The sequence below is a fragment of the Pseudomonas sp. CFBP 8771 genome, from assembly GCF_014841695.1.
Lineage (GTDB): Bacteria > Pseudomonadota > Gammaproteobacteria > Pseudomonadales > Pseudomonadaceae > Aquipseudomonas > Aquipseudomonas baltica.
This window is the reverse complement of the sequence record NZ_JACYUJ010000007.1, coordinates 182,536-196,594: the sequence shown is the minus strand read 5'-3', so window position 1 is coordinate 196,594 and position 14,059 is coordinate 182,536. Positions and strand designations below refer to the sequence as shown.

Annotated in this window: 13 protein-coding genes; 4 read left to right on the top strand and 9 right to left on the bottom strand. The window is 64.5% G+C overall.

From position 1 onward, the window contains the following. Positions 1-44 precede the first annotated feature (44 nt). Positions 45-1,577: a DHA2 family efflux MFS transporter permease subunit gene (locus IFT80_RS17445; protein WP_192102337.1), complete on the top strand. Its 1,533-nt coding sequence runs from the start codon at positions 45-47 to the stop codon at positions 1,575-1,577. A gap of 99 nt (positions 1,578-1,676) precedes the next feature. Here IFT80_RS17445 and lpxH read toward each other — a convergent pair whose 3' ends face one another. Together lpxH and IFT80_RS17435 are read right to left on the bottom strand one after the other, a co-directional pair. Next, positions 1,677-2,411, bottom strand: a complete 735-nt coding sequence (lpxH, locus tag IFT80_RS17440; RefSeq protein WP_192102336.1) for a UDP-2,3-diacylglucosamine diphosphatase — start codon at positions 2,409-2,411, stop codon at positions 1,677-1,679. Continuing rightward, on the bottom strand, positions 2,408-2,911 hold the full coding sequence (locus IFT80_RS17435) for a peptidylprolyl isomerase (RefSeq protein ID WP_122476043.1): 504 nt from the start codon (positions 2,909-2,911) through the stop codon (positions 2,408-2,410). Before IFT80_RS17435 ends, lpxH begins: the two co-directional genes overlap by 4 nt. 229 nt (positions 2,912-3,140) lie before the next feature. On the opposite strand from IFT80_RS17435, the gene IFT80_RS17430 reads away from it, so the two are divergent. Continuing rightward, complete coding sequence (locus IFT80_RS17430; protein ID WP_122713769.1) at positions 3,141-4,838, top strand: glutamine--tRNA ligase/YqeY domain fusion protein; 1,698 nt, start codon at positions 3,141-3,143, stop codon at positions 4,836-4,838. Between the two features lie 29 nt (positions 4,839-4,867). Continuing rightward, positions 4,868-6,250 (top strand): cysteine--tRNA ligase, encoded by a 1,383-nt coding sequence (gene cysS, locus IFT80_RS17425; RefSeq protein WP_192137958.1) that lies wholly within the window; start codon positions 4,868-4,870, stop codon positions 6,248-6,250. 253 nt (positions 6,251-6,503) lie between these two features. On the opposite strand, the gene IFT80_RS17420 is transcribed toward cysS, so the two are convergent. From IFT80_RS17420 to IFT80_RS17390, 7 genes are read right to left on the bottom strand one after another with little or no spacing between them, the layout of a single operon-like run. Continuing rightward, on the bottom strand, positions 6,504-7,544 hold the full coding sequence (locus tag IFT80_RS17420; protein WP_192137957.1) for an ABC transporter substrate-binding protein: 1,041 nt from the start codon (positions 7,542-7,544) through the stop codon (positions 6,504-6,506). After that, positions 7,541-8,683: an NAD(P)/FAD-dependent oxidoreductase gene (locus IFT80_RS17415; RefSeq protein ID WP_192102332.1), complete on the bottom strand. Its 1,143-nt coding sequence runs from the start codon at positions 8,681-8,683 to the stop codon at positions 7,541-7,543. The genes IFT80_RS17420 and IFT80_RS17415 overlap by 4 nt, the downstream gene beginning before the upstream one ends. After that, entirely contained in the window at positions 8,680-10,035 is a 1,356-nt protein-coding gene (locus IFT80_RS17410) for an FAD-dependent oxidoreductase (RefSeq protein WP_192137956.1), read from the bottom strand. The genes IFT80_RS17415 and IFT80_RS17410 overlap by 4 nt, the downstream gene beginning before the upstream one ends. Next, positions 10,032-10,322, bottom strand: a complete 291-nt coding sequence (locus IFT80_RS17405) for a (2Fe-2S)-binding protein (RefSeq protein ID WP_192137955.1) — start codon at positions 10,320-10,322, stop codon at positions 10,032-10,034. Before IFT80_RS17405 ends, IFT80_RS17410 begins: the two co-directional genes overlap by 4 nt. Further along, positions 10,322-11,116: an ABC transporter permease gene (locus IFT80_RS17400; protein ID WP_122476031.1), complete on the bottom strand. Its 795-nt coding sequence runs from the start codon at positions 11,114-11,116 to the stop codon at positions 10,322-10,324. The genes IFT80_RS17405 and IFT80_RS17400 overlap by 1 nt, the downstream gene beginning before the upstream one ends. A gap of 3 nt (positions 11,117-11,119) precedes the next feature. Then, positions 11,120-11,965 carry an ABC transporter permease gene (locus IFT80_RS17395; protein WP_122713762.1) on the bottom strand — a complete coding sequence of 282 codons (846 nt, stop codon included), beginning with the start codon at positions 11,963-11,965 and terminating at the stop codon, positions 11,120-11,122. Continuing rightward, positions 11,962-12,987 carry an ABC transporter ATP-binding protein gene (locus IFT80_RS17390; protein WP_192137954.1) on the bottom strand — a complete coding sequence of 342 codons (1,026 nt, stop codon included), beginning with the start codon at positions 12,985-12,987 and terminating at the stop codon, positions 11,962-11,964. Before IFT80_RS17390 ends, IFT80_RS17395 begins: the two co-directional genes overlap by 4 nt. 232 nt (positions 12,988-13,219) lie before the next feature. Here IFT80_RS17390 and IFT80_RS17385 point away from each other — a divergent pair, with 232 nt between their 5' ends. Beyond that, on the top strand, positions 13,220-14,050 hold the full coding sequence (locus tag IFT80_RS17385; protein ID WP_192137953.1) for an IclR family transcriptional regulator: 831 nt from the start codon (positions 13,220-13,222) through the stop codon (positions 14,048-14,050). Positions 14,051-14,059 lie beyond the last annotated feature (9 nt).

Below are 14,059 nucleotides of genomic sequence, written 5' to 3'. Positions count from 1 at the left end.
GGCCCTGAAGGGCGGGCGCGGCATCGCATTGCAAAGGGTGGATCATGGATTCCAAAGCCTCGTTCACGCCGCCAAGCCTGTTGCTCTGCACCATCGGCCTGTCGCTGGCGACCTTCATGCAGGTGCTCGACACCACCATCGCCAACGTCGCTCTGCCGACCATTTCCGGCAACCTGGGGGTCAGCTCCGAGCAGGGCACCTGGGTCATCACTTCGTTTGCGGTGAGCAACGCCATCGCCTTGCCACTGACCGGCTGGCTGAGTCGACGCTTCGGTGAAGTGAAGCTGTTTCTCTGGGCCACGATGCTGTTCGTGCTGGCCTCGTTCCTGTGCGGTATTTCCACCTCGATGCCCGAGCTGGTCGGCTTTCGCGTGGTGCAGGGGCTGGTGGCAGGGCCGTTGTACCCGATGACGCAAACCCTGCTGATCGCCGTGTATCCACCGGCCAAGCGCGGCATGGCCCTGGCGCTGTTGGCGATGGTAACGGTGGTGGCGCCGATCGCCGGGCCGATCCTGGGTGGCTGGATCACCGACAGCTACAGCTGGCCGTGGATCTTCTTCATCAATATTCCCATCGGCTTGTTCGCCTGTGCTGTGGTGCGTCAGCAGATGGCCAAGCGGCCGGTGCACCTGAGCAGGCAGCCCATGGACTATGTCGGCCTGATCACGTTGATCATCGGCGTCGGTGCATTGCAGGTGGTGCTGGACAAGGGTAACGATCTGGACTGGTTCGAGTCCGGGTTCATCATCGTCGGCTCGGTCATATCGGCCGTAGCCTTGACGGCGTTCGTCATCTGGGAGCTGACCGATGAGCATCCAGTGGTGAACCTGCGACTGTTCGCGTTCCGCAACTTCCGCATCGGTACCTTGGTGCTGGTGTTCGGCTATGCCGGGTTTTTCGGCATCAACCTGATCCTGCCGCAGTGGCTGCAGACCCAGATGGGCTACACCGCCACCTGGGCGGGCCTGGCGGTGGCACCTATCGGTATCCTGCCGGTGCTGATGTCGCCCTTTGTCGGCAAGTACGCACACAAGTTCGATTTGCGTCTGCTCGCGGGCCTCGCGTTCGTGGCTATCGGTACCAGTTGCTTCATGCGTGCCGGGTTCAACAGCCAGGTGGACTTCCAGCATGTGGCACTGGTGCAGCTGTTCATGGGCGCCGGCGTGGCGCTGTTCTTCATGCCCACCTTGAGCATTCTGCTGTCGGACCTGCCACCGCAGCAGATTGCCGACGGGTCGGGCCTGGCGACGTTCCTGCGTACGCTGGGGGGCAGTTTCGCCGCATCGTTGACGACCTGGATCTGGATTCGCCGCGCCGATCAGCATCATGCCTACCTGACCGAGAGCATCAGCACCTACGATCCGGTGACCCGCCATGCGTTGGAGCAGATGGGCGGCAACACGCCTCAGGCGTATGCGCGGATGGAGCAGATGGTCAACAGCCAGGCCTACATGTTGAGTACGGTGGACTATTTCACCCTGATGGGATGGATCTTCGCCGGGCTGGTGCTGTTGGTCTGGCTGGCCAAGCCACCGTTCACCGCCAAGGCCGGGCCGGCTGCCGGTGGTGGGCATTGAAAACCGTGGCGCCTGTTCGCGGCCACTGACCGCTCCTACGGAGGCACCGCGATCTACCTGTAGGAGCGGTCAGTGGCCGCGAACAGGCAGTGCGGTGTATCAGACCGCCGGCGCCGGGAAATCGAACGGCGCCAGGTTGAAGCCCCGGTCATCCACCTGCAGCACCCACCCTTGACGATCCCAGTCCCCCAGCACGATACGCTGTGCCGGCAGATCACCGATCTGCAGCTCATGCACTGCCGGACGATGGGTATGCCCGTGAATCAGGATGGCCACACCGTGTTGGCGCATCACCCGCGGCACCTCTTCAGGGGTGACATCGACGATGTCATGGGCTTTCATCTGGGTCTGCGCCCGGCTTTCACTGCGCAGCTTGCGGGCAAGCTTGTGGCGCGTGCCCAGCGGCAGGTTGCGCAGGACGAACAGGGTCAGCGGGTTGCGCAGCACGCGGCGCAGGCGCATGTAGCCCTCGTCGCGCGTGCACAGGCTGTCGCCGTGCATCAACAGCACCGGCTCGCCGTTCAAGCGCACCAGGCTCGGATCGGCCAGCAGGGTGCAGCCGGCCTTCCTGCAGAAGCTCGAGCCGATCAGGAAATCACGGTTGCCGTGCATCAGGAAAATCTTCGTGCCACCGTCGCTGAGCGCACGCAGCGCTGCGCAGATGGACGATTGGAAAGGGGTCATGGCGTCGTCGCCGATCCAGGCTTCGAAGAAGTCGCCCAGAATGTACAGCGCCTCGGCTGAGCGCGCACGCCCGCCGAGGAAATCCAGAAACGCCCGGGTAATGTCCGGGCGTTCTTCCTGCAAGTGCAGATCGGAGATCAGCAGTATCACTCAGCGATCTCGGCTTTCTCGATGATCACGTCTTCAGCGGGTACGTCCTGGTGACCGGCCTTGGAGGTGGTGGACACGCCTTTGATCTTGTCGACCACGTCCTGGCCTTCGACCACTTCACCGAACACCGCGTAGCCCCAACCCTGGGTGGTTTTCGCGGTGTGGTTGAGGAAGCTGTTGTCGCCCACGTTGATGAAGAACTGCGCCGAAGCCGAATGCGGCTCCATGGTGCGGGCCATGGCCACCGAGTACTTCTTGTTCGGCAAGCCATTGTCGGCTTCGTTCTGGATGCTCGGGCGCTTGTCCTTCTTCTCTTTCATGCCAGGCTCGAAACCGCCGCCCTGGATCATGAAGTTGCCGATCACGCGGTGGAACACGGTGTTTTCGTAGTGGCCGGCCTGCACGTACTCGAGGAAGTTGGCCACGGTCAGCGGGGCCTTTTCGGCGTTCAGTTGCAGGACGATAACGCCGTGGTTGGTGGTCAGTTTGACTTTGGACATGGGTCTCTCTCTGTTCTGTGGAGAATGTTCTGTGGAAATTCGCTAGCGACGGCGCCCAGTTTACAGGCGACGATGCCTATTCAAAGGCTGTTTTTTGCCGCGCTGCAGGATTTACCCGATAGTTTGTCGGGGCTGGCCTGTCAGCCGGTTGACCGCTTCGGCTATGATAAGCGCTTTGATTTGGTCGGCCTACCCTGGCTGCCGCCGCATCGTTCGTTCAAGGATTCCAATGAGCAAGCCCACCGCCGACAACGCTCCCAACTCCAAAGGCAATGGCCCTGCCGTGCCCGCCAACTTCCTGCGCCCGATCGTCCAGGCCGACCTGGACGCCGGCAAGCACAGCCAGATCGTCACCCGCTTCCCGCCGGAGCCCAACGGTTATCTGCACATCGGCCATGCCAAGTCGATCTGCGTGAACTTCGGCCTGGCGCAGGAATTCGGCGGTGTCTGCAACCTGCGTTTCGACGACACCAATCCGGCCAAGGAAGATCAGGAATACATCGACGCCATCAAGCGCGACATCAAGTGGCTGGGCTTCGAGTGGGCCGGTGAAGAGCGTTACGCCTCGCAATACTTCGACCAGCTGCACGATTGGGCCGTGGAGCTGATCAAGCAGGGCGACGCCTACGTCTGCGACCTGACCCCCGAGCAGGCGCGCGAGTACCGCGGCAACCTGACCGAGCCTGGCCGCAACAGCCCGTTCCGCGAGCGCAGCGTCGAGGAAAACCTCGACCTGTTCGCGCGCATGAAGGCTGGCGAGTTCAAGGACGGCGAGCGCGTGCTGCGTGCGCGGATCGACATGGCCTCGCCGAACATGAACCTGCGCGACCCGATTCTCTACCGCATCCGCCACGCCCATCACCACCAGACCGGCGATGCGTGGTGCATCTACCCCAACTACGACTTCACCCACGGTCAGTCCGACGCCATCGAAGGCATCACGCACTCCATCTGCACCCTGGAATTCGAAGGGCATCGTCCGCTGTACGAATGGTTCCTCGACCATCTGTCGGTGCCGGCGCACCCGCGTCAGTACGAGTTCAGCCGCCTGAACCTCAATTACACGCTGACTTCCAAGCGCAAGCTCAAGCAGCTGGTCGACGAACAGCACGTGCAGGGCTGGGACGATCCGCGCATGTCGACCCTCTCCGGTTTCCGCCGTCGCGGCTACACCCCGGCGTCGATCCGCAACTTCTGCGACATGATCGGCACCAACCGTTCCGATGGCGTGGTCGACATGTCGATGCTCGAATTCAGCATCCGTGACGACCTCGACCGCAACGCACCGCGCGCCATGTGCGTGCTGCGCCCGCTCAAGGTAGTGATCACCAACTATCCCGAAGGCCAGGTCGAGCAGCTCGAGCTGCCGCGCCACCCCAAGGAAGACATGGGCGTGCGCGCCTTGCCGTTCGAGCGCGAGCTGTACATCGACCGCGACGACTTCATGGAAGAGCCGCCCAAGGGCTACAAGCGCCTGGAACCCAACGGCGAAGTGCGCCTGCGTGGCAGTTACGTGATTCGCGCCGACGAAGCGATCAAGGATGCCGACGGCAACATCGTCGAACTGCGTTGCTCGTACGACCCGGACACCCTGGGCAAGAATCCGGAAGGGCGCAAGGTCAAGGGCGTGATCCACTGGGTTCCGGCCGCGGCCAGCGTCGAGTGTGAAGTACGCCTGTACGATCGCCTGTTCCGCTCGGCCAACCCGGAGAAGGCCGAAGACGGCGCGACGTTCCTCGACAACATCAATCCCGACTCCCTGCAGGTACTGCGTGGCTGCCGCGCCGAACCGTCGCTGGCCAACGCGGCGCCGGAAGATCGTTTCCAGTTCGAACGCGAAGGCTATTTCTGCGCCGACCTGGTCGACACGCAACCGGGTCGTCCGGTGTTCAACCGTACCGTCACCCTGCGTGACTCGTGGGGCTGAGCCTCGCCAGGCCAAGTTGAGGAATCGTTGTGCTGAACATCTACAACACGCTGAGCAAGAGCAAAGAGGTCTTCACGCCGCTGGATGGCAACAAGGTGCGCATGTACGTGTGCGGCATGACCGTGTACGACTACTGCCACCTGGGCCACGGTCGCAGCATGGTCGCGTTCGATCTGGTCACGCGCTGGCTGCGCTACAGCGGCTATGAGCTGACCTACGTGCGCAACATCACCGACATCGACGACAAGATCATCAACCGTGCTCGGGACAACGGCGAAAGCTTCGATGCCCTGACCGCGCGCATGATCGATGCGATGCACGAGGACGAGGCGCGCCTGAACATCCTCAAGCCGGATCAGGAGCCGCGCGCCACCGAGCACATCCCGGGCATGCTGGCGATGATCCAGACCTTGATCGACAAGGGCTATGCCTATGCGCCGGGCAACGGCGACGTGTACTACCGGGTCGGCAAGTTCCAAGGCTACGGCAAGCTGTCGCGCAAGAAGATCGAAGACCTGCGCATCGGGGCGCGCATCGAAGTGGAAGAGGCCAAGCAGGATCCCCTCGATTTCGTCCTGTGGAAGGGCGTCAAGCCCGGCGAGCCGAGCTGGGAGTCGCCCTGGGGCCCTGGCCGTCCTGGCTGGCACATCGAATGCTCGGTGATGTCGACCTGCTGCCTGGGCGACACCTTCGATATTCATGGTGGCGGCAACGACCTGGAATTCCCGCACCACGAGAACGAGATCGCCCAGAGCGAGGCGGCCACCGGCAAGCCGTACGCCAACGCCTGGTTGCACTGCGGGATGATCCGCATCAACGGCGAGAAGATGTCCAAATCGCTGAACAACTTCTTCACCATTCGCGATGTGCTGGAGAAGTATCAGCCCGAGGTGGTGCGCTACCTGCTGGTTTCCAGCCACTACCGCAGTTCGATCAACTATTCCGAAGACAGCCTGAAGGAAGCCAAGGGCGCGCTGGAGCGGTTCTACCATGCGCTCAAGGGCTTGCCGAAAGTGGCGGCAGCGGGGGGCGAGCTGTTCGTCGAGCGCTTTGCCAATGCCATGAACGATGACTTCGGCACACCGGAGGCCTGCGCCGTGTTGTTCGATCTGGTGCGTGAGATCAACCGTTTGCGTGACAGTGATGTCGACGCAGCTGCGGGCTTGGCCGGTCGTTTGCGCGAACTGGGCGACCTGCTCGGGGTATTGCAGCTCGATTCCGACGAATTCCTCCAGGCCGGCGCTGCCGGTCGCGTCGATGCGGCGCACGTGGACGCGCTCATCGCCGCACGTCTGGCGGCGCGGGCCGGCAAGGACTGGGCCGAATCCGACCGCATCCGCGACCAGCTCACCGCGCTGGGCGTTGTGCTGGAAGACGGCAAGGGCGGCACCACCTGGCGCCTGGCGGACTGATACAGCAACATTCCCCGTAAGAGCGGTCATCGGCCGCGAACCGGGCACTGCGGTGTACCAGTTGGACCGCGTCGCGCCTTTCGCGGCCACGGACCGCTCCTACGGATTTTGCGTAAGAGCGGTCATCGGCCGCGAACCGGGCACTGCGGTGTACCAGTTGGACCGCGTCGCGCCTTTCGCGGCCACGGACCGCTCCTACGGATTTTGCGTAGGAGCGGTCATCGGCCGCGGACCGGGCGACTCGGTGCATGGCCTAGCGCTCGATCGAGCGGCTCCAGCGGGCGTTCCAAGCGGGGCGCAGCTGGTTGACCTGATCCCAGTCGATGGCCACTGCCGTTTCCAGGTATTTCTCCATCGCCTGCACCTGCCCACGGGTCTTGTCGGTGGTTGGGGTATTGGGGTTGGACGGTATCTGATCGCCTTCCTCCAGTGCCGGTGCCTGGGCCTCGGGGCTCAGCAGGTAGGCCGCCAGCTTCTGGGCCAGCTCGGGCTGGTCGTTCTTGGCGATCACGCACTCCGCCACGTTGAGCACCACCGCGCCCTCCTTGGGTTGCGCGTACTCAACCGGTACACCGCGCAGTTTCAAGGCGGTCACCTGAGTCGGTGTGAGCGGAAACAACGCGGCCTCGTCGGTCTGCACCATCTCGGAGATCTTCGCCGAACTGGCGATGTACTCCAGCACATTCGGGCCTACCGTCTTGGGCCATGCCTTGAACCCCGGTTCGACATCGGTCTCGCTGCCACCCTGCAAGCGGTTGAACATCAGGAAACCATGCAGGCCGAAGGTCGAGGAGGCGAGTGACTGGAACACCAGTTTGTCCTTGAAACGGCTGTCGGCCATGTCCATCCACGAGGTGGGGGCGGCCCAGCCATTCTTCTTGAACAGGCGCGTGTTGTAGGCCAGCCCAGTCACCCCCAGGCTGACCGCAGCCGCCTGATCCTTGATCCGCGCCTTGGCCGGGATGGCCGCCAGGCCGTCGCTGTCCTGCAGGGTGTCGCACAGGCCCATGGAGATGGCGCGGTACATGATGCCGTCGTCGAGAAACATCACATGGATCTGCGGGTTGTCCTTGCTCGCCTGGACCTTGGCGAGAATGTCCGAAGAAGTGCCCGGAACGATAACCACCTTCACATCATTGGCCTCCTCGAACGCCGGCAGCACCTTGTCGGCGTACAGGCGTTCCATGGTGCCGCCGTTCATGCCCAGGTAGAGCGTGGACCCGGCCTGGGCGCCGGTGGCTGCAAGCAGTGCAGCGAGGGAGAGTGCGTGAACCGTAGGTTTGACTGGCTTCATGAAAGCGACCTTCCTTTATGCAGTTCAAGGGGAGAAAAGCGTTGGATGGAAAACGCGTCGATCGGCGCTCGACTGCTGCCCTCGACGATCAGTTGCGACAAGGCTTCACCGACTGCCGGGCCGATCTGGAAACCGGCTCCGGCAAAGCCGAATGCATGGATGAGGCCCGCCTGCGCCAGGCTGTGGCCGATCACCGGCTCGCGGTCGGGCAGGTAGCCTTCGGTCCCGCTCCAGGTACGGATCGCCTGCGCGCCGTGCAGGAACGGGTACAACTCGACGGCGTTGCGCAGGATATCCAGGGTGGCCAGTTGACCGGGGCGTGCCCGCACCGTGTCCACGGCGAAACCCTGCCCGCCGCCGAGCACGCAATTGCCCCGTGCCACCTGGCGCGCGTAGATGCCACCGCCCTCGACCCCGGTGCTGACGTCCATGACCACAGGCAGCGGTTCGGTCACCAGCATTGCCGGGTGGCCACTGGTCATCGGTACCTGCTCGCCGAACTGTTCGGCGATGTGGTTCGCCCAAGCCCCGGCACAGTTGAGCAGCCAGGGCGCGCGCAGCCGTTCGCCGTTGCTGCAGGCCAGCACGAACGCCTGGCCGTCATGGTCGAAGGCCAACGGCTGCACCTGCTCGACGATCCGTGCACCGGCACGCCTGGCCGCTGCCGCGAAGGCGGGCGAGACCAGGCGTGGGTTGGCATGCCCATCGGCGCTGCACAGCGACGCACCCACGGCCACGTCGCCCACCCAGGCAAAACGCTGGCGCAACTGACCACGATCGAGCAGCTCCACCCCCAGATCGAAATCCGCGGCGGCGTCGGCCCAGGCTTGCAGACGGGCCATGTCGGCGTCGCTGCGGGCCAGCTTGAGATGACCGGAACGCACGTACTCGCCGTCGATGCCGATCAGCCCGGGCAGGTCGCTCCACAGTTCATGGGCGCGCTGCGACAGCGGCAATTGCACCAGCGAACGGCCCTGACGGCGCACGCCACCGTAGTTCACGCCGCTGGACCGCGAGCCGCAGAAGTCGCGCTCCAGCAATACCACCCGCTGACCGCGCAGCGCCAGCATCAAGGCTGCCGAAGCACCGACGATTCCGCCGCCGACGATGATCACATCGGTTTCGCAGACCTGGCTCAAGGCTGCACCTCCACACCGAAGGGCAGCGGCTTGATGGGCGCCTGCGCGCGCAGGCGGCCGACGTCCTGCGGCGAGCACGCGGCGGCTTGGGCAATGATTTCCACGGTGGCGCTGCCACACATGCGCCCCTGGCACCTGCCCATGCCGACCCGGCAATGGGCTTTGACTCGGTTGATATCGGTATGGCCCTGGGCGACCACCCCGCGTACCTCGCCGACGCTGACTTCCTCGCATCGGCACAGCATCAGTTCATCGGGCGCCTGGCGAGCCCAGTCCTCGGGGAACGGGAATGCGTCTTCCAGGCCGGCACGAAACCCTTGGATGCGCGCCAGTTGCCTTTGCAGGTGCGCGCCACGCCCGGCGTCGATGGCCACACCCAGGTCTTCGAGCAGGGCCAGGGCGGCGCGCTCGCCGGCCATTTCCGCCGCATCGGCGCCCATGATCCCAGCGCCATCACCGGCCAGGTAGACCCCCGGCACGCTGCTGCGTCCGGCCTGGTCGCGGCTCGGCAGCCAGGCCCGGTTGAGCGGGCTCCAGGCAAACGCACAACCGAGCAGGTCGGCCAGTTGCGTTTCGCTGCGCAGCGCGTGAGCGAAGGCCAACCCGTCACAGGCCAGGGTGTGTCGTTTGCCGGCTTGCTGCCAGGTGACGGCTTCGACCCTGCGCTCGCCGTCGACCCTGACCAGATGCGCGCCCTGGTGCACGGCGATCCCATGGGCAGTCAGCCAGGCGCGGTAGTACAGACCCTTGGCCAGGGTCAAGGGCTGACGCAGCAGCCGGGGCAGGGCTGCGACCTGAGCAGCGAACGGCGAGCTGTCCAGTACCGCCAGCACCCGCGCGCCGGCCTTGGCGTATTGGTAGGCCACCAAGTACAGCAACGGCCCACTGCCGGCGAACACCACCTGCTCGCCAATGGCGCACCCCTGGGCCTTCAAGGCAATCTGCGCAGCGCCGAGGCTGTAGGCACCGGGCAAGGTCCAACCCGGCACCGGCAGGATGCGGTCGGTAGCGCCGGTGGCGATCAACAGGCGGTCATACTTGACGGTGCCGACGCGCTGCTGGTTGAGCGTGTGCAGGTAGCCATCCTCGGCGTTCCACACCAATGTGTCGGGTCGGTAGTCGATCTGCCCACGCAGCGCGTCCAGCGCCTGATGCACCGCACCTGCCTTGCGCGCTTCGAAGCCATAGAGCTGGCTGGCAGGACGTTGAAAGTTGCCCGGTGCCCGGCGATAGACCTGGCCGCCGCCCTGCAAGGCTTCGTCCACCAGGCACGGGCGCAGGCCATGGGCGGCCAGGGTCTGCGCGGCACGGATGCCGGCCGGTCCGGCGCCGACGATCACCACCGCGTTCACGAGCGCCGCCCCGGTTCGCGGTCGACCTGCATGCCGGCTTCCAGTGGCGTGGCACAGGCGCGCACGCGGCGGCCGTCGCCCAAGCGCACCCAGCAATCCTGGCAGGCGCCCATCAGGCAGAAACCGGCACGGGCCTGGGCACTGAAGTCGCTGCCGCGCAGGTGCTCGGCGCAGGTCAGTACTGCGACCAGCAGGGTATCCCCGACCAGACCGGTCACCGCTTGTCCATCGAGGGTGAAGGGTACCGACGCGCGATCGAGTTCGGCCAGCCGCTTGAACAAAGCCATCAGTTTTTCCCCACCAGTACGCGGTCCAGGCCATACACCCGGTCGAGCAGAATCATGGTCGCCGCGGTCAAGGCGATCACCAGCGCCGACACCGCCGCCATCATCGGGTCGATGGACTCGGTGGCGTACACGTACATGCGCACGGGCAGGGTCTGGGTGGCGGGCGAAGTAACGAAGATCGACAGGGTCACCTCGTCGAAGCTGTTGATGAACGCCAGCAGCCAGCCCCCGGCCACCCCCGGCAGGATCATCGGCAGGGTGATCTGGCGAAACAGGGTGAAACGGCTGGCGCCCAGCGATTCCGCCGCCTGCTCGGCGCTGCGGTCGATGCCGATGGCGGCGGCGATCACCAGACGCAGCACATAAGGCGTGATCACCACCACATGGGCCAGCATCAGCCAGACAAAGCTGCCATTGACCCCCATCAGCGCGAACAGGCGCAGCATCGCCACGCCCAGCACCAGGTGCGGAATGATGATCGGCGACAGAAACAGCGCATTGAGAAAGTCGCGTCCCGGAAAGTGATAGCGGGTGATCGCCAGCGCCGCCGGCACGGCGATCAGGGTCGCCAGGGTTGCAGCCACCACGGCCAGGATCAGGCTGTTATAGAACGCATCGATGAAATCGGCGCGCTCGAACACGGCGCGGAACCAGCGCAGGGAAAACCCGGAGGTGGGCAGGGTGAGGGTGTTCTCCGGAGTGAACGCCACCAGGCACACCACCACCAGCGGGGCCAGCATGAACACCACCACCAAGGCATGAAACGACAGGGCCAACGGACCGTTCTTGGACATCGATCATTCCCCCAGGGCTTTCTTGTAGCGACCTTCGACCAGGCGGTTCCAGGACAGCATGATCAGCAGATTGGCCAGCAACAGCGCCACGGCAATGGTTGCGCCCATGGGCCAGTTGAGTTCCGACAGGTACTGGTCGTAGACCACCGTGGCGACCATCTTCAAGCGGCGCCCGCCGAGCAGCCCGGGAATGGCGAACGAGCTGGCCGCCAGACCGAAGACGATCAGCGTGCCCGACAGCACGCCGGGCATGATCTGCGGCAGCACCACCATGCGCATCACCTTGGCCTGGCTTGCGCCCAGCGATTGCGCCGCCTGCTCGGCAGCCGGGTCGAGCTTCTGCAGCGAGGTCCAGACCGGGATGATCATGAACGGCAACATCACATGCACCAGCGCCAGAATCACCGCGAAGGGTGTATAGAGCATTTTCAGCGGCCGCCCGCCCAGCGCTGCGATAGCCTGATTGATCAGGCCATCGGCGCCCAACAAGAGGCTCCAGCCAAAGGCGCGCACCACCACCGAAATCAGCAGCGGAGTCAGGATCAGAATCAGGAAGATCGAGCGCCACGGCGTGCCCATGCGGCTGAGGATGTAAGCCTCCGGCACGCCGATCACCACGCACAGCAGGGTCACCAGAGCGCTGATCCAGAAGGTCCGCCAGAAAATCTCGTAGAAATAGCCGTCGCTGAGCAGGGCGGCGTAGTTGGCCAGCGTGTAGCTGTCGCTCTTGACCCCCACTTCGTAGTCGAACAGGTTGAACGACAGCACCAGGGTCAGCCCCAGCGGGACGATCAGCAGACCGACGAACAGCGCCAGCGCCGGCGCCGACAGCAGGTATCCGCGGCTCATGCGCAGGCCTCGCTGGCGAGCACGCGAAGCAGCTCGCCCGGCCAGTCCAGGCCGACAGTGACGCCGGTGGCCAGCGGTGCGCTGCCATCGTTGCGACGCACCACGGTGATCTCGCCGAGCACCGTTTCCAAGCGGTACAGCCACTGGCTGCCGAGAAAATAGCGGGTCACGATACGGCCCTGGATGCGCCCATCACCGGCGTTGCAGAAATCGATCTTCTCCGGGCGCAGGCTCAACATCAGTTCGCCTTCCCCGGCCTGTGCCAAGACCTGGGGCTGGCCCAGCGCGTCGTACTCGCCGGGCAGCAGGTTGGCCTTGCCGACGAAACCGGAAATGAACGGCGTGCGCGGGTGCTCGTAGAGCTTGTAGGGCTCGTCGATCTGAGTGACCTGACCGGCTTGCATCACCACCACCCGGTCGCTGATCGATAAGGCTTCGGCCTGGTCGTGGGTCACCATCAGGGTGGTGATGCCGACTTCACACTGGATGCGGCGAATCTCGAACTGCATTTCCTCGCGCAGGCTCGCGTCGAGGTTGGACAATGGCTCGTCGAGCAGCAGCACCGGCGGCTGGATCACCAAGGCCCGAGCCAGGGCCACCCGCTGGCGCTGGCCCCCGGACAGCTCGCGTGGGTAACGGTCGGCATGGACGGTCAGGCGCACCAGCGCCAGCACCTGGTCGACACGAGTGCGGATGTCGCTGCTGCCAACCTTGCGCATCTTCAGGCCGAAGGCCACGTTGTCGCGCACGCTCATGTGCGGGAACAGCGCGTAGCTCTGGAACACCACGCCAAGGCCACGGCTGCTGGGTTTGGCATGGGTGATATCGCGGCCGTCGAGCACGATCCGGCCGCTGGTGACATCGACGAAGCCGGCGATCATCTGCAGCGTGGTGGTCTTGCCGCAACCCGAAGGGCCGAGCAGCGAGACGAACTCGCCCTGGCTGACGCTCAGGTCGGTCGCTACCACGGCCTGCACGGGTCCGTAGCGTTTGCACAGTGCTTGAAGTTCGAGAAAGGCCATGGCTGCGTTCCACCTGTCGTTGTCGGCCGCATGTGCGGTGCGTTGATCGAGGGCAGAGGCGAAAGGGGTCCTGCAATGGGGTGGCGCTCGTTCTGAGTCGGCTGCCGGCTATTGTTGGTCTCGCCCCGTGGACGCAGAGTAGGACGAAGACTAGGATGGCGAAAGCGCTTATTTCACTGAGCGGATGGTTATTTTCAGATTAATCCTTTCAATGAAATCGGATGAATAAAATATGAGTGACGATTCCACTGAGCGGAATTCAGAACCAGGTACAGGCGGTGTCTCCCGGTTGTTTGCCGTATTGCGTGGATTGTCGGCAGCGCCCACCGAGGGCGAGCGCGTCATCCAGCTCGCCGAGCGCATCGGCCTGTCGCAACCCACTACGCACCGCCTGTTGCGCGGGCTGGTAGAGGAGGGCATGGTCGAGCAGGATGTACGCAGCAAGCGCTATCGGCTGAGCCTGGAGTTCTTCGCCCTGGCCGCCCGCGCCGGCAATGGCAGCAACCTGCGCGAACTGGCGCGCCCCAGCCTGCTGCGGCTGTCGGCGTCTTTGGGTGACTCGCTGTTCCTGCTGGCGCGCAGTGGCTTCGATGCCATCTGCCTGGACCGCAGCGAAGGGCCCTACCCGATACGCACCTTCACCGGCGACATCGGTGGCCGCGTTGCGCTGGGGGTAGGGCAAGGCAGCCTGGCGATCCTCGCGTTCCTGCCCGAAGACGAGCGCGAAACCGTGATCCACTACAACCTGCCCCGGCTCAGGGACCTGCACCTGTACGACGAGGTGCTGTTGCGTTCGGAAGTCGACAGCGTGCGCAAGCTCGGCTATGCCGCGCGCAACACCGGCGTGCTGCCCGGCATGGCGGGCCTGGCGGTGCCGATACTCGACCGCAACGGCCACGCGGTGGCGGCCCTCAGTGTTGCCACCATCAGCGATCGACTTGGCCCCGACCGTCTACCCACCGTGGTCGAACTGCTCAAGCGCGAAGCTGCTGCCATCGGCCCACGTCTGAACCCCTTCGACCCGACCCTGCGCAGGCCCTCGCAGACCTTCGGCAAGGTCTGAAGGGCCGCC